At 64.1% G+C, this 24,756-nt stretch carries 25 protein-coding genes; 14 read left to right on the forward strand and 11 right to left on the reverse strand.

Going from position 1 to position 24,756, the window contains the following annotated elements; translation table 11 throughout:
- Positions 1–56 precede the first annotated feature (56 nt).
- The 5 genes from ATB98_RS04800 (at position 57) to aat (ending at position 3,913) form a co-directional block, all read left to right on the forward strand.
- Positions 57–824 (forward strand): DsbA family protein, encoded by a 768-nt coding sequence (locus ATB98_RS04800; RefSeq protein ID WP_066869836.1) that lies wholly within the window; start codon positions 57–59, stop codon positions 822–824.
- A 162-nt stretch (positions 825–986) separates the two neighbouring features.
- A complete protein-coding gene (gene aroQ, locus ATB98_RS04805; protein ID WP_066869839.1) occupies positions 987–1,433 on the forward strand; it encodes a type II 3-dehydroquinate dehydratase in 447 nt (148 codons plus the stop codon).
- A 23-nt stretch (positions 1,434–1,456) separates the two neighbouring features.
- A complete protein-coding gene (gene accB, locus ATB98_RS04810) occupies positions 1,457–1,933 on the forward strand; it encodes an acetyl-CoA carboxylase biotin carboxyl carrier protein (protein ID WP_066869842.1) in 477 nt (158 codons plus the stop codon).
- Between the two features lie 12 nt (positions 1,934–1,945).
- Entirely contained in the window at positions 1,946–3,289 is a 1,344-nt protein-coding gene (gene accC / locus ATB98_RS04815; protein WP_066869846.1) for an acetyl-CoA carboxylase biotin carboxylase subunit, read from the forward strand.
- A gap of 9 nt (positions 3,290–3,298) precedes the next feature.
- Positions 3,299–3,913: a leucyl/phenylalanyl-tRNA--protein transferase gene (aat, locus tag ATB98_RS04820; RefSeq protein WP_066869849.1), complete on the forward strand. Its 615-nt coding sequence runs from the start codon at positions 3,299–3,301 to the stop codon at positions 3,911–3,913.
- Between the two features lie 188 nt (positions 3,914–4,101).
- Here aat and ATB98_RS04825 read toward each other — a convergent pair whose 3' ends face one another.
- The 4 genes from ATB98_RS04825 to gatB form a co-directional block, all read right to left on the reverse strand.
- Positions 4,102–4,554, reverse strand: a complete 453-nt coding sequence (locus ATB98_RS04825; RefSeq protein ID WP_066869852.1) for a DUF2155 domain-containing protein — start codon at positions 4,552–4,554, stop codon at positions 4,102–4,104.
- Between the two features lie 235 nt (positions 4,555–4,789).
- A complete protein-coding gene (locus tag ATB98_RS04830) occupies positions 4,790–5,185 on the reverse strand; it encodes an NADH:ubiquinone oxidoreductase subunit NDUFA12 (RefSeq protein WP_066869855.1) in 396 nt (131 codons plus the stop codon).
- A 156-nt stretch (positions 5,186–5,341) separates the two neighbouring features.
- Entirely contained in the window at positions 5,342–5,839 is a 498-nt protein-coding gene (locus tag ATB98_RS04835) for a GNAT family N-acetyltransferase (protein WP_066869858.1), read from the reverse strand.
- A 2-nt stretch (positions 5,840–5,841) separates the two neighbouring features.
- Positions 5,842–7,344, reverse strand: coding sequence for an Asp-tRNA(Asn)/Glu-tRNA(Gln) amidotransferase subunit GatB (gene gatB / locus ATB98_RS04840; RefSeq protein ID WP_066869861.1), 1,503 nt, complete (start codon positions 7,342–7,344; stop codon positions 5,842–5,844).
- A gap of 388 nt (positions 7,345–7,732) precedes the next feature.
- Between gatB and ATB98_RS04845 the strand changes: the two genes are divergently transcribed.
- Together ATB98_RS04845 and ATB98_RS04850 are read left to right on the forward strand one after the other, a co-directional pair.
- On the forward strand, positions 7,733–9,847 hold the full coding sequence (locus ATB98_RS04845; protein ID WP_234781866.1) for a DUF3857 domain-containing transglutaminase family protein: 2,115 nt from the start codon (positions 7,733–7,735) through the stop codon (positions 9,845–9,847).
- A gap of 438 nt (positions 9,848–10,285) precedes the next feature.
- Complete coding sequence (locus ATB98_RS04850) at positions 10,286–10,540, forward strand: YjhX family toxin (protein WP_066869868.1); 255 nt, start codon at positions 10,286–10,288, stop codon at positions 10,538–10,540.
- 133 nt (positions 10,541–10,673) lie between these two features.
- On the opposite strand, the gene ATB98_RS04855 is transcribed toward ATB98_RS04850, so the two are convergent.
- The 4 genes from ATB98_RS04855 to ATB98_RS04870 form a co-directional block, all read right to left on the reverse strand.
- The gene (locus ATB98_RS04855) at positions 10,674–11,183 is read right to left on the reverse strand and encodes a GNAT family N-acetyltransferase (protein ID WP_066869873.1); all 510 of its coding nucleotides are present in this window, start codon (positions 11,181–11,183) and stop codon (positions 10,674–10,676) included.
- A 99-nt stretch (positions 11,184–11,282) separates the two neighbouring features.
- Entirely contained in the window at positions 11,283–12,764 is a 1,482-nt protein-coding gene (gatA, locus tag ATB98_RS04860; protein ID WP_066869876.1) for an Asp-tRNA(Asn)/Glu-tRNA(Gln) amidotransferase subunit GatA, read from the reverse strand.
- Between the two features lie 58 nt (positions 12,765–12,822).
- Positions 12,823–13,110: an Asp-tRNA(Asn)/Glu-tRNA(Gln) amidotransferase subunit GatC gene (gatC, locus tag ATB98_RS04865; protein WP_066869879.1), complete on the reverse strand. Its 288-nt coding sequence runs from the start codon at positions 13,108–13,110 to the stop codon at positions 12,823–12,825.
- A 108-nt stretch (positions 13,111–13,218) separates the two neighbouring features.
- Complete coding sequence (locus tag ATB98_RS04870; protein WP_066869882.1) at positions 13,219–13,923, reverse strand: metal-dependent hydrolase; 705 nt, start codon at positions 13,921–13,923, stop codon at positions 13,219–13,221.
- 123 nt (positions 13,924–14,046) lie between these two features.
- Here ATB98_RS04870 and ruvX point away from each other — a divergent pair, with 123 nt between their 5' ends.
- Positions 14,047–14,535 (forward strand): Holliday junction resolvase RuvX, encoded by a 489-nt coding sequence (gene ruvX, locus ATB98_RS04875; protein ID WP_066869884.1) that lies wholly within the window; start codon positions 14,047–14,049, stop codon positions 14,533–14,535.
- Here ruvX and ATB98_RS04880 read toward each other — a convergent pair.
- Together ATB98_RS04880 and ATB98_RS04885 are read right to left on the reverse strand one after the other, a co-directional pair.
- On the reverse strand, positions 14,478–14,816 hold the full coding sequence (locus tag ATB98_RS04880; RefSeq protein WP_066869887.1) for a DUF6105 family protein: 339 nt from the start codon (positions 14,814–14,816) through the stop codon (positions 14,478–14,480). The two genes, ruvX and ATB98_RS04880, sit on opposite strands and share 58 nt — an antisense overlap.
- The gene (locus ATB98_RS04885) at positions 14,813–14,953 is read right to left on the reverse strand and encodes a hypothetical protein (protein WP_234781867.1); all 141 of its coding nucleotides are present in this window, start codon (positions 14,951–14,953) and stop codon (positions 14,813–14,815) included. The genes ATB98_RS04880 and ATB98_RS04885 overlap by 4 nt, the downstream gene beginning before the upstream one ends.
- 186 nt (positions 14,954–15,139) lie before the next feature.
- Here ATB98_RS04885 and ATB98_RS04890 point away from each other — a divergent pair, with 186 nt between their 5' ends.
- Positions 15,140–16,075, forward strand: coding sequence for an AEC family transporter (locus tag ATB98_RS04890; protein WP_066869893.1), 936 nt, complete (start codon positions 15,140–15,142; stop codon positions 16,073–16,075).
- On the opposite strand, the gene ATB98_RS04895 is transcribed toward ATB98_RS04890, so the two are convergent.
- Positions 16,057–17,709 (reverse strand): acyl-CoA dehydrogenase family protein, encoded by a 1,653-nt coding sequence (locus ATB98_RS04895; RefSeq protein WP_066869896.1) that lies wholly within the window; start codon positions 17,707–17,709, stop codon positions 16,057–16,059. The two genes, ATB98_RS04890 and ATB98_RS04895, sit on opposite strands and share 19 nt — an antisense overlap.
- Before the next feature lie 158 nt (positions 17,710–17,867).
- Between ATB98_RS04895 and ATB98_RS04900 the strand changes: the two genes are divergently transcribed.
- The 5 genes from ATB98_RS04900 to topA all read left to right on the forward strand — a co-directional run bounded on the left by ATB98_RS04900 (position 17,868) and on the right by topA (position 24,755).
- On the forward strand, positions 17,868–18,809 hold the full coding sequence (locus tag ATB98_RS04900; protein WP_066869899.1) for an aspartate carbamoyltransferase catalytic subunit: 942 nt from the start codon (positions 17,868–17,870) through the stop codon (positions 18,807–18,809).
- The gene (locus ATB98_RS04905) at positions 18,806–20,098 is read left to right on the forward strand and encodes a dihydroorotase (RefSeq protein ID WP_066869901.1); all 1,293 of its coding nucleotides are present in this window, start codon (positions 18,806–18,808) and stop codon (positions 20,096–20,098) included. Before ATB98_RS04900 ends, ATB98_RS04905 begins: the two co-directional genes overlap by 4 nt.
- 29 nt (positions 20,099–20,127) lie before the next feature.
- Entirely contained in the window at positions 20,128–20,739 is a 612-nt protein-coding gene (gene plsY / locus ATB98_RS04910) for a glycerol-3-phosphate 1-O-acyltransferase PlsY (protein WP_066869904.1), read from the forward strand.
- On the forward strand, positions 20,739–21,902 hold the full coding sequence (gene dprA, locus ATB98_RS04915) for a DNA-processing protein DprA (RefSeq protein ID WP_066869906.1): 1,164 nt from the start codon (positions 20,739–20,741) through the stop codon (positions 21,900–21,902). The genes plsY and dprA overlap by 1 nt, the downstream gene beginning before the upstream one ends.
- Before the next feature lie 189 nt (positions 21,903–22,091).
- Positions 22,092–24,755, forward strand: a complete 2,664-nt coding sequence (gene topA, locus ATB98_RS04920; protein ID WP_066870010.1) for a type I DNA topoisomerase — start codon at positions 22,092–22,094, stop codon at positions 24,753–24,755.
- Position 24,756: the final 1 nt, after the last annotated feature.

Genomic DNA, 24,756 nt, shown 5'->3' on the forward strand with positions numbered 1-24,756 from the left:
GACACGGTAGTGCGAGACGGGCGACGGACAGAACACGGAAAGACAACGAGGAAAATATGACGCTCAAGACGAAGATGATTGCCGCAGGAACGCTGGTCGCGCTCACCGCCGGCATCGCCCTGCCCCAGCCCGCGGCAGCACTCGACGCGAAGCAGAAGGAAGAATTCGGCGCCTTCATCAAGGAATACCTGCTTGCCAACCCGGAAATCATGCTGGAGGTGCAGGAAGCGCTTACCGCCAAGCAGCGCGCCAAGCAGCAGGAAGCCGCTCAGGCCGCGATTGCCGGCAACCAGAAGGCGATCTTCAATTCGGCCTATGATATCAGCCTCGGTAACCCTGACGGCGACGTGACGATCGTCGAGTTCTTCGATTACAATTGCGGCTACTGCAAGCGGGCGCTCTCCGACATGGATCAAATCCTTGCGAAGGACAAGAATGTCCGCTTCGTGCTGAAGGAGCTCCCCATCCTCGGGCCCGATTCGCTCGCCGCGCACAAGGTCAGCGCCGCCTTTCGCGTGATTGCTCCGGAAAAATACGGCGAATTCCATCGCGCGCTGCTCGGCGGCGAAGACCGGGCGACGGAGGAAACGGCGATTGCCGTCGCCGCGAGGCTCGGCGTCACGGAAGAGCAATTGCGCGAGAAGATGGAAGACGGCCCGCAGGACGCATCCGTGCGCGAAGCCTATACGCTCGCCAATGATCTCGGCATCACCGGCACGCCATCCTACGTCGTCGGCAACGAGGCGGTCTTCGGCGCCGTCGGCGCCGGCGAGCTTACGATGAAGGTCGCCAACATGCGCAGCTGCGGCAAGACCGTCTGCTGACTGCCGGACATTTGCAAGACACTGTCAGACGGAGCGCCCTTCCGGCGGCGCTTTCCCGCAAATCGACGCGACTTGTGGACAAATCCGGCGGGGATGCAAGGGGCTTTCCCTTGCGGAACCATCAGTCTATAGGTAACCCTCCATCATCGGACCGGAACCCTTATGTCTTCGACGATTTTTGTGCTGAACGGCCCAAACCTGAATGCCCTCGGCAAGCGCGAACCAGGCATCTACGGCGGCCAGACGCTGGCCGATATCGAGGCCATGTGCAAGGCAGAGGGGAAGCTCCTGGGCTTCGATGTCGAGTTCCGGCAGTCGAACCACGAGGGCACGCTGGTCGACTGGCTGCACGAGGCGGGCGAACGGGGCGCCGGCGTCGCCATCAACCCGGCGGCCTATGGGCATACGTCGATCGCGATGCACGATGCCATTCGCGCCATCGCCGTTCCCGTGGTGGAACTGCACCTTTCCAACATTCATGCGCGCGAGGAATTCCGGCACAAGTCGATGATCGCGCCGGCCGTCAAGGGCGTCATCTGCGGTTTCGGCGCGCAGAGTTACATTCTGGCGCTGCATGCGCTAAAGAACCTGACGGAAAAATCCAAATAAGAAGAACACGAGGCTCATATCCCATGGCTGACAAGAAACCGGGTATCGATCAGGCGCTGATCCGCGATCTCGCCAACATCCTGAAGGATACCGACCTGACCGAGATCGAAGTCGAGCAGGACGATCTGCGCATCCGCGTCTCGCGGAACGGCACGCCCGTCGCGATGTCCATGCCGGCGATGCCTGCCTATCAGGCACCGGCGTTCGCCGCTGCCCAACCCGCACCCGCCGCCGCGCCGGTCGCCGTCGAGGGCGGCCATAACGCCAAGAACGCGGTCACGGCTCCGATGGTCGGCACCGCCTATCTCGCTCCCGCACCAGGCGCCCGCCCCTTCATCGAAGTCGGCGCGACCGTCAAGGAGGGCCAGACGATCCTGATCATCGAAGCGATGAAGACGATGAACCAGATCCCGGCCCCGCGCTCCGGCAAGGTGACCGAAATTCTCGTGCAGGACGCGGCCCCGGTCGAGTATGGCGAACCTCTGATCGTGATCGAATAAGGCACGGTGGCGATGATCTCGAAAATTCTCATTGCCAATCGCGGCGAAATCGCGCTTCGAGTCCTGCGCGCCTGCAAGGAGCTCGGCATTGCGACGGTCGCCGTTCATTCGACCGCGGACAGCGATGCCATGCATGTGCGGCTCGCGGACGAGAGCGTCTGCATCGGTCCGCCGCCGTCGCGAGAGAGCTATCTGAACATCCATCAGATCGTCGCCGCCTGTGAGATCACCGGCGCGGACGCCGTGCATCCCGGCTACGGCTTCCTCTCGGAAAACGCCAAGTTCGCCGACATCCTCGAGGCGCACGGCATCACCTTCATCGGCCCGACGGCCGAGCATATCCGCCTGATGGGCGACAAGATCACCGCCAAGAAGACGGCGGAAGAGCTCGGTATCCCCGTCGTTCCCGGCTCCGACGGCGAAGTGCGGCCCGAGAACGCGCTTAAGGTCGCCCGCGAGATCGGCTTTCCGGTCCTGATCAAGGCAACGGCCGGCGGCGGCGGGCGCGGCATGAAGGTCGCGCGGACCGAAGCCGATCTCGAGCATGCGGTCGCCACGGCACGCTCCGAGGCGGCAGCCGCCTTCGGTAACGACGCGGTCTACATGGAGAAATTCCTCGGCAAGCCGCGCCACATCGAAATCCAGATCGTTGGCGATGGCGAAGGCAACGCCATCCATCTCGGCGAACGCGATTGCTCGCTTCAGCGGCGCCACCAGAAGGTCTGGGAAGAGGCGAATTCTCCTGCTCTCAACGTCGAGCAGCGCATGAAAATCGGCCAGGTCTGCGCCGACGCCATGAAGAAGATGAAGTATCGCGGCGCGGGCACGATCGAGTTCCTTTACGAGAACGGCGAGTTCTACTTCATCGAGATGAACACCCGCCTGCAGGTGGAACACCCGATCACCGAAGCGATCACCGGCATCGACCTCGTCCACGAGCAGATCCGCGTGGCCTCCGGCGCCGGCCTCTCGGCCAAGCAGGAAGACATCGTCTTCTCCGGGCATGCCATCGAATGCCGCATCAACGCCGAGGACCCGCGGACCTTCGTCCCCTCCCCGGGCACGATCACGCATTTCCACGCTCCGGGCGGCCTCGGCGTGCGCGTCGACAGCGGCGCCTATCAGGGCTACCGCATACCGCCCTATTACGACAGCCTGATCGGCAAGCTGATCGTACACGGCCGCACCCGCGTCGAATGCATGATGCGGCTACGCCGCGTGCTCGACGAATTCGTTATTGACGGCATCAAGACGACGCTTCCGCTTTTCCAGAACTTGATCAACAATCAGGATATTGCCAACGGCGACTATGATATTCACTGGTTGGAGCATCATCTGGCCTCAACGTCCGCATAGGGTACGACTTTGAAAGGATCGCGCAGCAAACAACCGGAAATAACGCCGGAGATGTTGCTGCGCGCCTATTCGATCGGTCTCTTTCCCATGGCCGATTCGGCCGACGACCCCGAGCTCTTCTGGGTCGAGCCGGAAATCCGCGGCGTCATACCGCTCGATGGGTTTCACGTCTCGCGCAGCCTCGCCAAGACGATGCGCAGGCGCCCCTTCGACATTCGCTACGATACCGCCTTCGAAGCAGTGATCGTGGGCTGCGCGAAACCGGCGCCGGACAGGCCGACGACCTGGATCAACGGCAGGATCCGCACGCTCTACACCGCCTTGCACCGCATGGGCTACGCCCACAGCGTCGAGGCCTGGGAGGGTGGCACTCTGGTCGGCGGCCTCTATGGCGTCTCGCTCGGGGCCGCCTTCTTCGGCGAGAGCATGTTCTCGACCCGCACGGACGCCTCCAAGATCTGCCTCGTGCATCTGGTCGACCGGCTGAGGGCAAAGGGTTTCCAGCTTCTCGACACGCAATTCACCACCGAGCACCTGAAGTCGTTCGGAGCGGTCGACGTGCCGAAGGCCGAGTACGACGTCCTGCTCGCAAGGGCGATCGCTTCGCCGAATCTCGAGTTTTGAGAAAATCTGCTCGGTGTCGGTTCCGTCGCGTGTCCGCCTCTCATCCGGCCTGCCGGCCACCTTCTCCCCGCAGGCGGCCGCAGCACGCGGGGCGAAGGAGACTCGCGGCGCCGCCTTAGTAACCCCCTCTCCGCGTGCGGGAGAGGGTCAGGGTGAGTGGCCTGTCACGAGTCGCTACTCTTGCAAATTCACTGCTTCGCGGCGGTGTCCGGCGGCGGAACGTCGGAGGTGGCCTTGCAGGACTGCAGCCATACGTCATAGACGGGGTGCTCGACGGCGTTGAGGCCGGGGCTGTCGGCGAACATCCAGCCGGTGAAGATGCGGCGGATTTTGCGGTCGAGCGTGATCTCGTCGACGTCGACGAAAGTTGTGGTCTTCGGCGCTTCGGTTTCGTCGCGGCTGTAGCAGACATGCGGGGTCACCTGCAGCGCCCCGAACTGCACGGTCTCGCCGATATAGACGTCGAAAGTCGTGATGCGGCCAGTGATCTTGTCGATGCCGGAGAAGACGGCGACGGCATTGGAGAGACGCGTCGCGCGGGCGGGCTCGGTGGAGGAAACGAGCGGCACGGCCAGGAGCAGCGCAAGGCCCGCATGCCGAACCGTCCGGCCGATCAAATTCCGCAGACAGAAATCCGCCATTCTCGCCAATCCCCTCCGCGCTCGCGGCTCATCCAACTCCATGTTTCCTCAAGTCGGAGCCGGCATCAGGAAACATGCACCAATTCAAAGGGCTACAACAAGCTTTGCGCGCCCGGCTGAAACGCCTAGCGCTGTAGCAACGCACCAAGCGCTAGACCGGAATTGTGGCTGCGCCGTGATCTCCCCCTCGCAAATCGAGAGGCGACGTCGGGCAACCCGCCCTTCCCGCTCGCGCTTAGGAGCGCGGCGTCCAGGCGTCATAGTCGCCGGTGACGTGCGGCCGCTTGCCGGTAGCCGCCAGCGAGCCCTTCGGTCGATAGGCGCCGGGCGTGCCGGTCAGATTCGGCCGGTGCGGCTTCTGCCATTCGCGAGCGGCATATTTTTCGTCGGCGGGGGAGACGTCGGTGCGGTGATGCATCCAGCCATGCCAGCCGGGCGGAATGGCAGACGCCTCGGCCGGACCGTTGTAGATCACCCAGCGCCGCGTGCGGCCCTCGGAGTCCTTGCCGCCCTGGTAGTAGACGTTACCGAACTCGTCTTCGCCGACGCGTTGGCCATGGCGCCAGGTATGGAAGCGCGTACCGATCGTCTGTCCGTTCCACCAGGTGAAAATCTGCAGCAGGAGCTTCATGGGCATCGTCCTCTACCGGCCGATGGTAGGCAGCCGGATCACAAAATCTCGCCCCGCTTATGCCGCGCCCCTGCCGCCTTGTCCAGTGATTCCGCGGCCTTGGCGATCATTTCACCCGCATCTTGAAGCCGAAATGGCTCCGCTCGAAACCGTGGGTCAGGAAAGCCGCTTCTCGAGAATGAGCGCCGGTATTCCGGACTGGTCGTCTCCGCAATTGGACGTCCTGCCGACCTCCGCAAAGCCATGCGCCCGGTAGAAGGCGAGCGCATGCAGGTTCTGAGGCTCGACTTCGAGGCGCATGCGCTCCGCGTCGGGGAAGCAGGTTTCGAGTTCCGCGAACATGTCGCGACCGATACCATGGCGCTGATACTTCGGCAGCACGTAGAGCTGGTGCAGGACGACCGTCTTTTCCAGCGTCTCCGACATGGCCGCAAAGCCCATGCCGGCGATTTCCCTGCCATTGTCCGCGACGACGAATTCCGCATTCTTGCGTTGTAGCCGCGCCCTTAGGGCTTCGATGGAGTGCCACTTCGCGGTGAGCTCACTGACCTTCTCGACGCCGTAGAAGCTGTCGTAGGTCGCATGCCAGGTCTCGACGAGCAGGGCGCGCACCCTTTCGAGGTCGCGCTCGCTCGCCGTTCGGACGAAGAACATCGTCACTCTTCGATGCCGAGCTTGGACTTGACGAGTGCCTGGACCGCCTGCGGGTTCGCCTTGCCCCCTGTCGCCTTCATCACCTGGCCGACGAACCAGCCGGCGAGCGACGGCTTGGCCTTCGCCTTTTCGACTTGGTCGGGATTGGCGGCGATGATTTCGTCGACCGCTTTCTCGATCGCACCGGTGTCGGTGACCTGCTTCATGCCGCGGCTCTCGACGATCTCGGCCGGGTCACCGCCTTCGTTCCACAGGATTTCAAAGAGGTCCTTGGCGATCTTGCCGGAGATCGTGCCATCCTTGATGAGATCGATGATGCCGCCGAGCTGCGCCGGCGAAACCGGAGTCTCCTCAACGGTTTTCCCGGCTTTGTTCAAGGCGCCCAGGAGGTCGTTGATGACCCAGTTCGCGGCGGTCTTGCCGTCGCGTCCGGCGGCCACGGCCTCGAAATAGTCGGCGATCGCCTTCTCCGAAACGAGAACCGAGGCGTCATACACCGAGAGGCCGAGATCGCGCACGAAGTGCTCCTTCTTGTCGTCCGGCAGCTCCGGCAGGTCGGCCTTCAGGGCCTCCACGAAAGCGTCGTCGAATTCGAGCGGCAGGAGGTCCGGATCCGGGAAATAGCGGTAGTCGTGCGCCTCCTCCTTGGAACGCATGGAGCGGGTCTCGCCCTTGTTCGGATCGAAGAGCCGGGTCTCCTGATCGATCACGCCGCCATCCTCGAGAACGGCGATCTGGCGACGGGCCTCGTATTCGATCGCCTGGCCGACGAAGCGGATGGAGTTGACGTTCTTGATTTCGCATCGCGTGCCGAAGGCCTCGCCGGGACGGCGGACGGAAACGTTGACGTCGGCCCGCATCGAGCCTTCGTCCATGTTGCCGTCGCAGGTGCCCAGATAGCGCAGGATCGAGCGCAGCTTGGTGAGATAGGCCTTGGCTTCATCGGAGGAGCGCAGGTCCGGCTTCGACACGATCTCCATCAGCGCCACGCCCGAGCGATTGAGGTCGACATAGGACATGGACGGGTGCTGGTCATGCATGGACTTGCCCGCGTCCTGCTCCAGATGCAGGCGCTCGATGCCGATCTCGACGTCCTCGAACTGGCCCTGACGGTCCGGACCGACGGAGATGGTGATCTTGCCCTCGCCGACGATCGGATTCTTGTACTGCGAGATCTGGTAGCCCTGCGGCAGGTCCGGGTAGAAATAGTTCTTCCGGTCGAAGATCGAGCGGTTGTTGATCTGGGCCTTGAGCCCGAGACCGGTGCGAACCGCCTGCTTCACGCATTCCTCGTTGATGACCGGCAGCATGCCAGGCATCGCCGCGTCGACGAGCGAGACGTTGGAATTCGGCGCACTGCCGAACTCGGTCGAGGCGCCCGAGAACAGCTTCGAATTGCTCAGCACCTGCGCATGGACCTCCATGCCGATGATGACCTCCCAGTCGCCGGTGGCGCCGGGAATGAAGCGTTTCGGATCAGGGGTGCGGACGTCGACGATGCTCATATCATGCTCTTCTTTGAAGCCTGAATTTTGAGGTTTCTCGGTAGAGCAATTGGTTCTGCGGTGCAAGGCTTGTGAGGCGCACTGCAACCCTCGGCGCGCGCACGGAATGATGCAGCGTCCGAACCGGCGCAACCTTGACGTTCGTATGGCCGTCTTTTAAAAAAATTGCTGCCGTCCGCACGGAGTATTCATGACCCTTCAATCCGAGACCCGGTAATGGGCCCTGCTCGCGTTCTCAAGAACTGCGCACGGGCCGCAGCTTCCGCTTGTTTCCACGATTTGCGTCCGGTTTCTTGCGTTCCGAACGACGGCATTCCCGCCTTGTTCAGCGCAACGGGCTGCCGTGCCCGAATTTCATGTTGTCCATTTTGAATCGAGTGACCGTTCCATGAACCCAGGAGCACAGCTGATCAACCGGACGGTCCGGTTGGCGGCGCATTGCAGATCGTTCGCCTTCATTATTGTTCTCGCCTGCGCGTTGGCAGGCCCGGAGTCGGGCGCCAGGGCGGACGAGCAAGTCCGCAAGGCACCCGCCGAAGATTGGGTGGAAATGATCGGCATTCCTGACCTCGACCAGGCGCGTGCCACCGAGATCAGGAACGGCATGGCCTACCTTCTCACAGACACCCAGATAAGGCATCGAAATGGCGGCTACACCGTCTTCGACCGCCTCGCCTACAAGGTGACCGACCGGCCCGGCCTGGAAAGCGGCGCCCGGCTCGACATCGAATTCGACCCTTCGCGCGAGAAGCTTTCGTTCAACCGACTGACGGTCATCAGAAGCGGGGTTGCCATCGACAAACTCGGCGAAGCGAAGTTCGAGATATTCCGCCGCGAGACGGATTCGGAAAGGGGCATTTTCGATGGTCGCCTGACGGCGCATGTCGATCTCAGCGACGTGCGCGTCGGCGATATCATCGACTATGCCACGACCTACGAAATCACCCCGACAGTGGCGCAGGATCTGCTCTTCGCGCATTTCCAGACCGAATGGGGTGAGCCCGTCGCCCTTGCGAGGGAAAAGATCATCTGGCCGACGGAAAAGCCGCTCAACATCCGCGCGGTCAGGACCGGGCTGAAGGCCAAGGTGGCCAAGGCCGGGGGCGACACGACCTACCAGTGGGAAGCGATCAATCCTCCACCAGTGAAACGGCAGGAAAATCTGCCGGCCGACTATCCGACTTTCGGCTTCGTGGAGATATCTTCGGCATCCGACTGGCAGCCTGTCGTCGATGCCCTCCTCCCTTTTTATCAACCGGCGAAGAGCTTTCCAGCCGATTTCGAGGCCAGGATCACTGAGATCGAGCGCCGCCATGCTGGCCTTGAGGATCGCCTCATCGCCGCCTTGCGGCTCGTCCAGGACGAGATACGCTATGTCAGCCTGTCGATGGGCGCGGGCTCCTATGTTCCGCGCCGCCCGGAAGCGGTGCTGGCAAGCGGCTTCGGCGACTGCAAGGACAAGGCGCTGCTCCTCGTCTCCGCCCTGCGCCGACTGGGCATCGAAGCCGAGGCCGCCCTGACCGATATCGATGGGGGCAAGGCGCTCGAACATAGCGTTCCTGCGCTTCAGGCTTTCGACCATGCGATCGTCAAGGCGAGGATAGGCGAACGCGTCTGGTGGCTCGACGCGACCGACTATCTCCAGGGCGGCCGCGCTGCAAACATCGTTCCGCCCGCCTATGGCTTCGCCTTGCCGCTGGTTGCATCCGGAGCCGGGCTCGAGAAAATTCCGGTGACGGAACCATTGGAACCGACCCAGTCCGTCGCCGAACGATTTGCCTTCCCGGAGCGCGAGGGCGAGCCGCTGGTGCTCACCGTAAACACCATCTACCGCAACGGCGATGCGGACCGGATGCGCCGCCGCCTTGCGCAGGCATCGAAGGCGAAGCTCGCCGACGACTACATCCAATATTACAGCCGACAATATCCGGGCATCAGAAGCACGGCGATGCTCGAAACCATGGATGACCGGGACCTCAACGTCCTGACGACGAAGGAGGCATACGAGCTTCCCTCCGAGGCTCTCCGCGCCAACGATCTTGCCAAGAATTTCCCGCTGCGGGCCGATATCGGCATCGGCGGCATACCGGCACCGACTGCGGTTGGGCGCACCGGACCGATCGAGCTCGGATCTCCGGTCTATACGAGCCACAAGGTCACCGTGGCCAACCTCAAGGCCCGATTCTCCCCGCCGGAAAAGGCAGACGTCCATGATCCGCACTTCACGCTCAAACTGAGCTGGTCGACCCTGCCGGACGAGCTCGAACTCGAATGGCGCTTTCGTACACTGAAGGAGCGGGTGCCTGCCGAGGCGGTAGGCGCCTATCTTCAGTCCGTCGCCGAGATCAACCGCAAGGTGGAATGGTACTATGACTTCACCCAGGTCGACGCGGACACCACAAGGAGCGACGACGCGCCAACTCTCGGTTTCACCGGCATGGTCAGGGCCCTCGCCGCCGCAGTTCGGGATCTGGATGCCGAGAGGGCAGATCGAGGGCAATAGACGCGCCGGTAGGCTGAAAAGAACGCATCGCGGAGGCGCGCTGCGTGAACCCGGCGCGCGCCGGAACAGTCCGCGATCGTCGCCGACCGCATGTCTCCTCAAAGTGCTACAACGCCCCGAAGCCTGACCTTCTTGATGCCCGGGCGGTCCTTTCCTCGAGCGGCATGCGCTCACATGCGTTCGCGCCACCGCTCTACCTTTTTTGTTTTTGCCGCATTTGTGCAACGTCGCGTGGTTCCACCTGACTGCAAAATGCTCTAGAACAATCGCCGTCCGAATGGAGTCTTTATGTTCCTTCAGCTTGAGTCCCGGTAAGGGCCCCTGCCCGCATTCCCAAGAATAGCGAGCACGGGCCGGAAACGTGAACTCCGCTCTTCTCCCAGAAGAACGGAACGCTTTCCTGCGTTCACATGAACGCCATTCCGGAACACTCAAACGATGGACATTTCACGCGCCGAACAGCGCATTCTTCATCATTTGGCCCAGGGCGGCCGCATCGAAATCAGCCGCGACGGCAAGGCGATCGCCGATATCCGTTGCTTCACGCGCGACGGCTGGGTCTATCCCGGCATCGACCTCGAGCTCTTCCGCAAGCTGAAGCGAAAGCGGGCGATCAAGTCGGCCGGCGGAAAGCCTTACCGGATCACCGAGCGCGGGCTCATGCTCGTCCGCTCGGAGCTCGACAACCGCTGAGCGGCGGCCGAGCGCGCGGTTATTGCGGGTGCCGGAGACGGCAACGTCTCCGGCACCCGCTTTGCGCGAATCCATCCGAAACTGTGAGCGGTCTCGGGGCAGCGGCATGCATGAAAACAGCCCTGCTTCAGGCTTATTTCGACGCCGTTTCCTGATCCACCGGCTCGCGCGCCAGGGGCTTTGCGAGACCGATGAATTCGACGTCGCGGTCGAGCTTCTGCGAATAGGCGGTCGAGAGCCATTTCACCTGGTAGCCGGCCCGCTGGAAAAAGGCGACCGCGGACAGGTTCTGGGCGTGCGTCTTCGCCTTGGCGATATCGAAGCCGTCGGCCGCCATTCGCCTCTCGACCTCCGCAAGCAGGATCGCGCCGAGACCCCTGCCCTGCACATCCGGATCGATCCACAAATCGGAAATGGTGTCGTCGAGATCTTCACGCGCGGCCCAGCCATGGACGCGATGATCATCCTCGACGACCAGGACGGAAAGCCAGTGTTCGGCGAGGAAATTGCCAAACGCCTGCTCGGCGGCGCCGCGCATCCTCGCAACATCGCCGATGCCGACGATTGCCTTTTCCCAGGCTTTGAGGCCGATCTCGACGAGCAGGTCGATCTCGCTTTGACGCGCGTGACGGACGACAACCATGAAGCGGAATCCTTTCCGCCACACTACACCACGTCTCCGGCCGCTTGACCACTCCGGCCCCCGCACCGAAACGGGTGCGGGGATGCCCTCAGCGGCGCGTCACCACCACTTGGCGGGCGTGAAGCGGCCGGCGGCCTGCTCGATGACATAGGCCGTCTTGAACAGAGTCTCTTCCTCGAACGGCCGGCCGATGAGCTGCAGGCCAAGCGGCAATCCCTTGTGGTCGAGCCCGCCCGGTACGGCAATGCCCGGAAGGCCGGCCATGTTCACCGTCACCGTGAAGATGTCGTTCAGGTACATCTTCACCGGATCGGCGGCGAGGTCCTCGTCGGCAATGCCGAAGGCCGAGGACGGCGTCGCCGGCGTGAGGATCGCGTCGACGCCCGCCTGGAATGCGAGCTCGAAGTCGCGCTTGATCAAGGTGCGGACCTTCTGGGCGCGCAGGTAATAGGCGTCGTAGTAGCCGGCGGAAAGCACATAGGTGCCGATCATGATGCGACGCTTGACCTCCTGGCCGAAGCCGGCGGCGCGCGTCTTCTCATACATGTCGATGATGTCCTTGCCGTCGACACGCAGGCCGTAACGCACGCCGTCGTAGCGCGCGAGGTTGGACGACGCCTCGGCCGGCGCCACGATGTAATAGGCCGGCAACGCGTATTTCGTGTGCGGCAACGAGATTTCGACGATTTCGGCGCCGGCCTCCTTGAGCCAGGCGACGCCCTGCTGCCAGAGCGACTCTATCTCCTCCGGCATGCCGTCGACGCGGTATTCCTTCGGAATGCCGATCCTCATGCCCTTGATCGACTGGCCGATCGCCGCTTCGTAATCCGGAACGGGAAGATCGACCGAGGTCGTATCCTTGGGATCGACGCTCGCCATCGACTTCAACAGGATCGCCGCGTCCCGCACGTCACGCGCGATCGGACCGGCCTGGTCGAGCGAGGAAGCGAAGGCGACGATGCCCCAGCGCGAGCAGCGGCCATAGGTCGGCTTGATGCCGACCGTGCCGGTGAAGGCGGCCGGCTGGCGGATCGAGCCGCCGGTGTCGGTCGCCGTGGCGCCGGCGCAGAGATGGGCCGCCACCGCCGCCGCCGAGCCGCCCGAGGAGCCGCCGGGGACCAGGTCGAGGTTCGAGCCCTTGGCGCGCCACGGGTTCTTGACCGGACCGTAATAGGATGTCTCGTTGGAGGAGCCCATGGCGAACTCGTCCATGTTGAGCTTGCCGAGCATGACGGCGCCGTCGTTCCAGAGGTTCTGGGTGACGGTCGACTCGTAGCGCGGCTTGAAGCCGTCGAGGATGTGGCTGCACGCCTGCGTGTGGACGCCTTCGGTCCCGAAGAGATCCTTGATGCCGAGCGGAATGCCCTCGAGCGCACCGGCCTTGCCGGCGGCGATGCGGGCATCGGAGGCCTTGGCCATCTCGCGCGCCTTCTCCGGCGTGACGGCGACATAGGCGTTGATCGTCTCGTTGGCTGCCTCGATCGCGGTGAGATAGGCATCGGTCAGTTCGGCCGCGGTTATTTCCCGGGCGGAAAGCTTCGCGCGGGCTTCGGCGATCGTAAGGCTCGTAAGGTCGGTCATGATAAATCGGACTTTCGATTCAAGGCGTCGGGCGTCGGGGAGAACGGGAGGCAGCGCTTTACTCGACCACCTTCGGGACGAGGAAGAAGTCGCGGTCCGAGTTCGGGGCATTGGCGACGATGTCGGCTGCCTTGTCGCCGTCCATGACGATGTCTTCCCGCTTCTTCATCTCCATCGGCGTCACCGATGTCATTGGCTCGATACCGTCGACATTCACTTCGGAGAGCTGCTCGACAAAGCCGAGGATGCCGTTGAGCTCGCCCGTCATCCGCTCTGCTTCCTCTTCGCTGACGGCGATGCGGGCAAGGCGCGCGACGCGCTTCACGGTGGCAAGGTCTACGGACATGGTGGTCTCCGGTCTCTCGATGTTTCCCCCGCTATAAAGGCGAGTTCGATGGCGTGCAACGGGGGAATGGCGCCGGCACCGGTTGTCGGCGCCCGATCGTGGTTGCCGTCAGATGGTAACGACGCCGCCGACCTCGGGTGTGGCGACCAGCGTCGAGGCGCCGTCCATGCCGGCAACGAAGGTCTCCGGCGTCTGGTCGATGATCGGGAACGAGCCGTAGTGGCAGGGAATGGCGGTATTGAATTTGAAATAGCGCTGGCAGGCAAGTGCCGCGACGGCGCCGCCCATGGTGAACCGGTCGCCGATCGGCACGATGCCGATATCCGGCTCGTGCAACTCCTGGACAAGGGCCATGTCGGAAAAGATGTCCGTATCGCCCATGTGATAGAGCGTCGGCTCGTCGTCGAAATGGAGGACGAGGCCGTTGGGGTTGCCGAGCGAATGGGAAACGCCGTCCTCGGTGATGTGGGCGGAGGAATGCAGCGCATTGACGAAAGTGACGGAGAAGTCGCCGAGCCGGATCGTGCCGCCGGTATTGCCGGGCTCCATCTTTGAAACGCCCTGCCGGCCGAGCCACATGCAGAGATCGAAATTGCTGACGACGGTGGCGCCGGTTTCCCTGGCGATCGCCACGGTGTCGCCGACGTGGTCGCCGTGGCCGTGGGTCAACAGGATGTGCGTCAGCCCCGCCGTCGCGGCCTTGCGCTCGGCTTCGCGAAAGGCCGGATTGCCGGTGAAGAACGGATCGATGAGGATTTTGGCTTTCGCGGTTTCGATGTGGAAGGCGGAATGACCCAGCCATTTGATCTTCATGACATTCTCCCTGGATCACGCGCGGCGGACGAGCCGCCCGGCAATCGCATCTCTTGATGATTTCTCCGTCGGACCAGCATATGGATCAGTCCGGCATAGTGGAAAGATCGAATCGGCAAATCCATGGCAATTCTTACCATCGAAGAACTCGCGGCACGCCTGCCGCCCCATCAGGCGATTGCCGGTCTCGATCTCGGGACCAAGACGATCGGCCTCTCCGTTTCCGATCTCGGGCGACGCTTTGCGACGCCGCGCGAGGTGATCCGGCGCGTCAAGTTCGGCATCGACGCCGAGGCCCTGCTTTCGGTCGCGGCGAAGGAAAAGATCGCCGCCTTCGTCATCGGCCTGCCGGTCAACATGGACGGGACGGAGGGGCCGCGCTGCCAGGCGACACGCGCCTTCGTGCGCAATATGGGCGAGAAGACGGATATTCCCTTCGTGCTCTGGGACGAGCGGCTTTCGACGGTCGCGGCCGAGCGGGTCCTGATCGAGATGGACGTCTCGCGGAAGAAGCGCGCCGAGCGCATCGACTCCGCCGCCGCCTCCTTCATCCTTCAGGGGGCGCTCGACAGGCTGGCCTCGCTCGCGAGGGACGACGCCTCGCGCGACTGAGACGAATCAAAACGGCGTCGGTACCAGGCGACGATCTGCCGGTGTCTTCTGACCGCGAGGAGACCGAAGACGATCAGCGTGTCGACGACCATCGCGCGGGCGACGAGCGGCGGAATCGTCTCGGGCGGAATTCCGAGCACATGGCCATAGATCCGGAAGACGAGGTCATGCGCCTCGCGCGTCAGCATGAAGATGCCGAAGCTCATGTCGTAGTAGGAGAGGCCATACCAGCCGGTGAGCAGGATCACCGGGCCGCCCCAGAAGATCATCAGCCACTTCATGCCGCCCTCCTCTGCGCGCGCTGCCCGCGCAGCAAGGGATAGAGCGCCCGGTCGGCCAGAACGAATGCGGCCAGGGCGGCCGCGAGCGTCGCTATGTCGAGCGCCAGTCCGGCGAAAAACATCATCATGATGATCAACAGGCCAGTTCTCACCGAACCGCTCCATCCGGAATTCATTGATTTTCACGGGGCCAATATCTCCCCCTGGAAGGCGCAGACGCAACGTAAACCATTCGTTAAGGTTAATATTCACAAGGCGCCGACGCCTTGCGGGCGACCAACCGGCGCATTAAGGGTGGGGCCTCCCTCAGGATGAGTCCCGTCATGACCGCCATCTTCGAAAGCATCCTGCCCATCTTCCTGCTCGTGCTTCTCGGCGTGTGGCTGCGGCGGTCGAAGCTCGTCGACCAGGGGCTTTGGGTCGGGCTGGAGCAGTTCGGCTACTATCTTCTCTTTCCCGCACTCCTGTTCTCGACGCTGGCGAAGGCGGATTTCACCGGCATGAAGAGCGACGCAACGGCGATCGCGACCATCGGCAGCGTCACCCTGATGTCGATATCGCTCCTCCTGATCTGGCCTCTCCTGCGCCGCAGTGGCGTTTCCGGCGCTACCTTCACCTCGATCTTCCAAACGGCAACGCGATGGAATGCCTTCATCGCGCTCGCCATCGCGGAAAAGCTCCATGGCGCGCTCGGGCTCAGCCTCACGGCGCTGGTGATGACGCTGATCATCATCCCGATCAATTTCTATAACGTCGCCGTTCTGGTGTGGTTCAGCGGCGGCAGCCGCGGCGTCGGCTTCTTCTTTCTGAAGATCGCCACCAATCCGCTGATTATCTCGTCAGTGCTCGGAATCCTGTTCAATCTCGCCGGCATCGCGCTTTATGCGCCGGTGATGACCGCGATCGACATGCTGGCGACGGCCTCTCTCAGCCTCGGCCTGGTCCTGGTCGGCGCCGGTTTGAAGATCGCGGATGCGCTGAAGCCGAGCGCATCCGCCCTTCTCGCGGTCGCGCTCAAGCTGATCGTCATGCCGGTCTTCATGGTGGGGGCGAGCGCGCTCCTCGGCATCCGCGGCGATGCCCTCACCGTCATCGCGCTCGGTGCGGCCGTGCCGACGGCGATGAACGGTTATCTCCTGGCCAAGCAGATGGGAGGCGATGCCGAACTCTACGCCGCCATCGCGACGGTCCAGACGGCGGTCTCGTTCTTCACCATACCGCTCGTCGTATTCGTCACCGGTTACGTCGCCGCCGGGTAGAGCAGATCGACGATGTAGGCCGAATCGAAGCGCGAATCGAGCATGCCATAGGTGGAGCGCCAGCCGGCCGCCAGGCGCGATTCGAGGAACGCATCGGCGATGCGGCCGGCGCCGAGCCGGTAGAGTTCCGCCGCCGCCGCCGCCAGCGCAAGCTGCTCCACCAGCAGGCGGGCCGCCCCTTCGTCACGCTCGCAGAGCGACATGGCGGCACGCAGAACATCGATGGTCTTGCGCCCGGCGGGCCCGAGGTCGCGGCTCATGATTGCGAAAAGCTGCTCGAAGAGGTCCTTGCGGCGGCCAAGCACGCGCAGGACATCGAGCGCCATGACGTTGCCGGAGCCTTCCCAGATCGCGTTGACCGGTGCCTCGCGATAATGGCGGGCGAGCGCCCGCTCCTCCACGTAGCCGTTGCCGCCCAGGCACTCCATCGCCTCGTAGATCAGCGGAGGAGCGATCTTGCAGCACCAGTATTTCGCGACCGGCGTCATGATGCGGGCATAGGCCGCGTCATCCGCGCTGCCGTGGGCATTGTCGAAGGCTTCGGCGAGGCGGAACGACAGGGCACTCGCAGCCGCAACGTCGAGCGCCATGTCGGCGAGGACCCGCGTCATCATCGGCTGGCCGACGAGCGCCTTGCCGAAGACCGTGCGGCCGCGGGTGTGGTGCACCGCTTCGGCGAGGGACGCCCGCATCATGCCGGCCGAGGCCAGCGCGCAGTCGAGCCTGGTCAGCGTCACCATGTCGAGAATCGTGCGGATGCCGGCATCCGGCGTTCCGAGCAGGAAGCCGAAGGTGTCGGAAAACTCGACCTCGGAAGACGCGTTGGAGCGGTTGCCCAGCTTGTCCTTGAGGCGCTGGAAGCGCAGGCCGTTCGCGCTGCCGTCCTCGAGCAGCCGCGGCACCAGGAAACAGCCGAGCCCCTCGCGGGTTTGCGCCAGCATGACGAAGGCATCGCTCATCGGCGCGGACATGAACCATTTGTGACCGTTGAGGCGATAGATGCCCTCACCCACGCGCTCGGCGGTCGAGGTGTTGGCGCGCACGTCGGTGCCGCCCTGCTTCTCGGTCATGCCCATGCCGATGGTGACGGCGGACTTCTGCATCCACGGCCTGTTCGACGAATCGTATTTGCGCGACAGGATCTTCGGCGCCCACTCCTTCTGCACGGCCGGCGACGCCGTGATCGCCGCGATCGAGGCGCTGGTCATCGTCAGCGGGCAGAGATGGCCGCATTCGAGCTGGGCGGTCAGATAGAAACGGATCGCCCTCACCTTATGCGAGCGTCCGCGCTCGTCGGGCAGATTCTCCCAGGCGGAGGAATGCAAGCCGGTCGTCATGGAGCGGCGCATCAGCGCGTGCCAGGCCGGATGGAACTCGACGACGTCGAGGCGTTCGCCGCGCGGCCCGTGCGTCTTCAGTTTCGGCACGCCTTCGTTCGCCATGCGCGCCAGCTCCTGCGCCTCCGGTGAGGTCACATAGCGGCCAAGCGCGTCGAATTCATCGCGCAGCGCCTTCGGCGTGCCGGAGGTGATGTCGACCACCAGCGGATCGGATCGGTATGCATTGATACCGGACCAGGGCTTGGGCTGGTTCAGTTCGGCGAGTTTCTGTTCGGTCCGGTTCATCTGATTCATAGGCCGGTTCTAGCGCAAGTTTGGGAGGGGCGAAACAGGCGCGCCGATGCCGCACAAGTTTTCTTCGGAAGGGCGGCGCCTGGGCTTGCCACGGCACTTGCCGCGCCCCTGGCCACGTTCTATAGAGCGGGCCAAATTCCAGAGTGCAAGGGCGGCTCATGATCACTTTCCCGCATCGCCACCTGCTCGGCATCAAGGGGCTGACGGAACAGGATATCACGCTCCTGCTCGACCGCGCCGACGAGGCCGTCAAGATCTCCCGCCAGAGGGAGAAGAAAACCTCTTCGCTCCGCGGCCTCACGCAGATCAATCTCTTCTTCGAAGCCTCCACCCGGACGCAGTCATCGTTCGAACTCGCCGGCAAGCGGCTCGGCGCCGACGTCATGAACATGTCGGTCGGCAACTCGTCGGTGAAGAAGGGCGAGACGCTGATCGACACGGCCATGACGCTGAATGCGATGCACCCCGATGTGCTCGTCGTGCGGCACTCGTCCGCCGGCGCCGCCGCGCTGCTCGCCCAGAAAGTCTCCTGCTCCGTCGTCAATGCCGGCGACGGCCAGCATGAACATCCGACGCAAGCGCTGCTCGACGCACTGACGATCCGGCGCGCCAAGGGCAAGCTTTCGCGGATCATCGTGGCGATCTGCGGCGACGTCCTGCATTCGCGCGTCGCCCGTTCCAACATCCTGCTCCTGAACCAGATGGGCGCGCGCGTCCGCGTCGTCGCGCCGGCGACGCTGCTTCCGGCCGGCATCGCCCAGATGGGCGTCGAGGTCTACCACTCGATGGCGGAGGGCCTGAAGGACGCGGACGTGGTGATGATGCTGAGGCTGCAGCGCGAGCGCATGGCCGGCTCCTTCGTGCCGTCGGTGCGCGAATACTTCCATTATTACGGCCTCGACGCGGAGAAGCTGAAGGCCGCCAGGGACGACGCGCTCGTCATGCATCCGGGCCCGATGAACCGCGGCGTCGAGATCGCCTCCGAGATCGCCGACGGACCGCAAAGCGTCATCGAACAGCAAGTGGAGATGGGCGTCGCCGTGCGTATGGCCGTGATGGAAACGCTTCTTCTTTCCCAGAACCAGGGGCCGCGCCTATGACCAGACCGCTTGTTCTGCAGAATCTCCGCATCGTCGATCCGTCGCGGAACCTTGACGAAACCGGCACGATCATCGTCGGCAGCGACGGCCGGATCCTTGCCGCCGGAAAGGATGCCCAAAACCAGGGCGTGCCGGCGGGCGCCTTCGTCAAGGACTGCGCGGGGCTCGTCGCCGTGCCCGGGCTCGTCGATGCGCGCGTCTTCGTCGGCGAACCGGGCAGCGAGCACCGCGAGACGATCGAGTCCGCCGCGCGGGCGGCCGCGACCGGCGGCGTCACCTCGTTCATCGCCATGCCCGACACCGACCCGGTGATCGACGATATCGCCCTCGTCGGGTTCGTGCAGAAGACCGCCCGCGACAAGGCGCTCGTCAATGTCCATCCGGCGGCGGCGCTGACCAAGGGGCTCAACGGCGAGGAGATGACCGAGATCGGACTGCTTCGCGATGCGGGCGCCGTCTGCTTCACCAACGGCCGGCGGCCGGTCAACGATACGCTCGTGCTGCGCCGCGCGATGACCTATGCGCGCGAGTTCGGCGCCGTCGTCGCGCTCGAGACCCGCGACAAATATCTCGGCGCCAACGGCGTCATGAACGAGGGGCTGCTTGCAAGCTGGCTTGGCCTTCCCGGCATTCCGCGCGAGGCCGAGATCATCCCGCTCGAGCGCGACCTCCGCGTGGCCGGCCTGACCAGGGCCGCCTACCACGCCGCCAAGATCTCGCTTCCCGAATCGGCCGATGCCGTTCGGCTGGCGCGGGAGCGCGGCGTCAACGTCACCTGCGGCATTTCGATCAACCATCTGACGCTGAACGAGAACGACATCGGCGAATACAGAACCTTCTTCAAGCTGTCGCCGCCGCTCCGCGGCGAGGACGATCGCGTCGCGATGGCCGAGGCGCTGGCCAACGGCACCATCGACATCATCGTCTCCTCGCATGATCCGCAGGATGTCGACACCAAGCGCCTGCCCTTCGCCGATGCCGCAGACGGCGCGGTTGGCCTCGAGACATTGGCCGCGGCGGCGCTCAGGCTCCACCACAGCGGCCAGGTTCCGCTGATGCGGCTGATCGATGCGCTGTCGACCCGCCCGGCTCAGATCTTCGGCCTCGATGCCGGCACGCTGCAACCCGGTGCAAAGGCGGATATCGCCATCCTCGATCTGGACGAGCCGTGGGTCCTCTACGAGGAGGCGCTGGTTTCCCGCTCCAAGAACACGCCTTTCGAAAATGCACGCTTTACCGGACGGGTCGTCCAAACCTATGTTGCGGGCAAGCTCGTGCATTCGGTGTAGGCCGAAGCGGTCAGGCGGGAGGGGGACGGGTGGATATCATTTCCTGGCAGTTGGGACTGCTGCCAACCTTTGCGTGTGTTGTTTTCGGCTATCTGCTGGGCTCGATCCCGTTCGGCCTCGTCCTCACGCGGATGGCCGGGCTCGGCGACGTCCGCCAGATCGGTTCCGGCAATATCGGCGCGACCAACGTGCTCAGAACCGGCAACAAGAAGCTCGCGGCCGCCACGCTCCTGCTTGACGCCCTCAAGGGCACGGCTGCGGCCGCAATCGCGTCGCTCTGGGGCGTGGAAGCCGGTATCGCCGCGGGGCTTGCGGCCTTCCTCGGCCACCTCTATCCGGTCTGGCTCTCCTTCAAGGGCGGCAAGGGCGTCGCGACCTATATCGGCGTGCTGCTCGGGCTTGCGCCCGTGATGGTGCTCGCTTTCGCCGCGATCTGGCTGGCAACGGCGCGGATCACGCGCTACTCCTCGCTCTCCGCTCTGGTCGCGACCGCGATCATTCCCGTCGCCCTTTACGCAACCGGCTATGGCAAGATGGCGCTCCTCTTTGCCGTCATGACGCTCGTCACCTGGATCAAGCACCATGCCAACATCCAGCGGCTGCTGAGCGGCACGGAAAGCCGGATCGGAGAGAAGGGATAATGCCGAACGGCAGCGCTCGACGAAGCGGGATCGCGCTGACGGAACGGCAGAAGATCGCCTGGCTGCGACTGATCCGCAGCGACAATGTGGGCCCGGCGACGTTCCGGGACCTGATCAATCACTTCGGCACGGCCGAGGCCGCCCTCGAAGCCTTGCCGGAACTCTCGCGGCGCGGCGGATCGAGCCGTTCGTTTCGCGTCGCCACGGTGAACGATGCCGAGCGGGAGCTCGAAGCGGCGCATCGCTTCGGTGCCGTGTTCGTCGGCATCGGCGAGCCGGATTATCCGCCGGCGCTCAGAGAGATCGACGCCGCCCCTCCGCTTCTCGCCATGAAGGGCAACCGCAAGGCGGCGACGCGCCCCTCTCTCGGGATCGTCGGGTCGCGCAACGCCTCGGTCAGCGGCGCGAAATTCGCGGCCATGATCGCGCGCGACGCCGGCACGGCCGGCTATGTCATCACCTCCGGGCTCGCCCGCGGCATCGACACGGCGGCACATCGGGCGAGCCTGCGCACCGGCACGATCGCCGCGCTGGCTGGCGGGCTCGACCGGCCCTACCCGCCCGAGAATATCGGCCTGTTGGAGGAGATCGTGTCCGGCGAAGGACTTGCGATCAGCGAGATGCCGTTTGGCTGGGAACCGCGCGCCCGTGACTTCCCGCGGCGGAACCGGCTCATTGCCGGAGCGAGCCTCGGCGTCGCCGTCGTCGAGGCGGCCAACCGCTCGGGTTCGCTGATCACCGCCCGCTACGCCGCCGATTTCGGCCGGCTGGTCTTTGCCGTTCCGGGCTCGCCGCTCGATCCGCGCTGTCACGGCACCAACGATCTCCTGAAACAGGGCGCCATCGTCACGACCTCTCCGGCGGATGTCCTCGAGGCGCTGGCCCCTCTCAGCCGCGATGATCTCTTTTCGCGCCCGAGGAGCGATGTCGAGGTCAAGAAGCCGGCGGTCGAGGAGATGCGGCCCGGTTCCGGAACGCCAGCCGATGGCGACAGGGCGCGCATTGTCGAGGCCCTCGGACCGACGCCGGTCGAAATCGACGACGTCATCCGCCACACCGGGCTTTCCGCCTCGGAAGTCCATCTCGTGCTTTTGGAACTGGACCTCGCAGGCCAACTCTGCCGCCACGGAGGCAATCTCGTATCGCTCGTCCCCGCGGCATGAAGCCCAACGCAGTAAGAACGACCAGCGGTTGCGGCGATTCGAATTTTGCCGCTTGGTTGCGCTCCCTGGCGATATCGCTATTTTCATGAAACCCCTTGACCGCGCCCGAATCCCTGTCCATGTCGTGGCCACGGTATGCGACACGCGGGGCTTGCGCCTTGCCGGAACGGATTGTCTCAGAGAATGACGATGAATGTTGTAGTGGTGGAATCGCCTTCCAAGGCCAAGACGATCAACAAGTATCTCGGCCCCGGCTATAAGGTACTTGCATCGTTCGGCCATGTGCGGGATCTGCCGGCCAAGGACGGCTCGGTCCGTCCGGACGAAGACTTCGAAATGTCGTGGGAAGTCGACGGCGCCTCCGCCAAGCGGATGAAGGATATTGCCGACGCCGTGAAGTCGTCCGACGGACTGATTCTGGCGACCGACCCGGATCGCGAGGGTGAGGCGATCTCCTGGCACGTGCTCGACCTTCTGAAGAAGAAGAAGGTCATCGGCGACAAGCCGGTCAAGCGCGTCGTCTTCAATGCGATCACCAAGAAGGCCGTGCTCGATGCCATGGCGGAGCCGCGCGACATCGACATCTCGCTGGTCGACGCCTATCTCGCCCGCCGCGCCCTCGACTATCTCGTCGGCTTCAATCTCTCGCCGGTTCTCTGGCGCAAGCTGCCGGGCGCACGTTCCGCCGGTCGCGTGCAATCGGTGGCGCTGCGTCTCGTCTGCGATCGCGAGGCGGAGATCGAGCGCTTCGTCACGGAAGAATACTGGAACCTCTCGGCCCTCCTGAAGACGCCGCGCGGCGACGAATTCGAGGCGCGGCTCGTTTCGGCGGACGGCAAGCGGCTGCAACCGAAGGCGATTGGCAACGCCGACGAGGCGAACCGGCTGAAGGCCCTCCTCGACGGCGCGAGCTATGTGGTCGAGAGCGTCGAGGCGAAGCCCGTCAAGCGCAACCCCGCCCCGCCCTTCACCACCTCGACGCTGCAGCAGGCCGCCTCCTCGAAGCTCGGCTTCTCGGCCACGCGCACCATGCAGGTCGCGCAGAAGCTCTACGAGGGCGTCGACGTCGGCGGCGAGACGGTCGGCCTCATCACCTACATGCGTACCGACGGCGTGCAGATGGCGCCGGAAGCGATCGACGCGGCGCGCCGGGCGATCGGCGCCCAGTTCGGCAGCCGCTATCTGCCGGAAAAACCGCGCTTCTATTCGACCAAGGCGAAAAACGCCCAGGAAGCGCACGAGGCCATCCGCCCGACGGATTTCAACCGCACGCCCGATCAGGTGCGCCGTTTCCTCGACGGCGACATGCTGAAGCTCTACGACCTCGTCTGGAAGCGCGGCATCGCCAGCCAGATGGCCTCGGCCGAAATCGAACGGACGACCGCCGAGATCCTGGCCGACAATGCCGGCAAGAAGGCGGGTCTCAGGGCGACCGGCTCGGTCATCCGCTTCGACGGCTTCATCGCCGCCTATACGGATGCGAAGGAGGACGGCGAGCAGGCTGACGACGAGGACGGCGGCCGGCTGCCGGAGATCAATGCGCGCGAAAGCCTCGCGAAGCAGAAGATCAACGCCAGCCAGCATTTCACCGAGCCGCCGCCACGCTATTCCGAAGCGACGCTCATCAAGAAGATGGAAGAGCTCGGCATCGGCCGGCCGTCGACCTATGCGGCGACGGTCAGCACGCTCATCGAGCGCGACTATGTGGCGATCGACAAGCGCAAGCTGCTGCCCCAGGCCAAGGGCCGGCTGGTGACGGCCTTCCTCGAGAGCTTCTTCACGCGCTATGTCGAATACGGCTTCACGGCAGCGCTCGAGGAGAAGCTCGACCAGATTTCGGCCGGCGAGCTCAATTGGAAGGACGTGCTGCGGGAGTTCTGGAAAGACTTCTTCTCGCAGATCGAGGACACCAAGGAGTTGCGCGTCACCAACGTGCTCGACGCGCTCAACGAGGAACTGGCGCCGCTCGTCTTTCCGAAGCGCGAGGACGGCAGCGACCCGCGCACCTGCCAGGTCTGCGGCACCGGCAAGCTGTCCCTGAAGCTCGGCAAATACGGCGCCTTCGTCGGCTGCTCCAATTATCCGGAGTGCAACTACACGCGCCAGCTTTCCTCCGAAGCCAATGGCGAGGCGGAAGCGGCCGTGTCGAACGAGCCGCAGAGCCTCGGCAAGGATCCGCATACCGGCGAGGAAATCACGCTGCGCAGCGGTCGCTTCGGCCCCTATGTCCAGCGCGGCGACGGCAAGGAGGCGAAGCGCGCCAGCCTGCCGAAAGGCTGGACGCCCGCGACGATCGACCATGAAAAGGCGCTCGCCCTTCTCTCGCTGCCGCGCGACATCGGCAAGCACCCGGAAACGGGCAAGATGATCTCCACCGGGATCGGCCGTTACGGACCCTTCGTGCTCCACGACGGCACCTATGCCAACCTGGAGTCCGTCGAGGACGTCTTCTCGATCGGCCTCAATCGCGCGATCTCGGTGCTGGCCGACAAGCAGGCCAAGGGTGCCGGCGGCGGGCGTGGCCGTGCCACGGCGGCCGCCCTCAAGGAACTCGGCGAACATCCCGAAGGCGGCGCCATCACCGTGCGCGACGGCCGTTTCGGCCCCTACGTCAACTGGGGCAAGGTCAATGCCACCCTGCCCAAGGGCAAGGACCCGCAATCCGTCACCATCGAGGAAGCACTCGGCCTGATCGCCGAGCGTGCGGCCAAAGGCGGCGTGACGAAGGGCAAGACGACCAAGGCCAAATCGGCAGCGGCGAAGACAGCCAAAACGGGAACGGCGAAAGCCGAGAAGCCGAAGACCGCCGCAAAGGCGAAAACGAAAGCGGCTGCAAAGGCCAAGAAGGACTGAC

It is taken from the genome of Sinorhizobium saheli (assembly GCF_001651875.1).
Taxonomy (GTDB): domain Bacteria; phylum Pseudomonadota; class Alphaproteobacteria; order Rhizobiales; family Rhizobiaceae; genus Sinorhizobium; species Sinorhizobium saheli.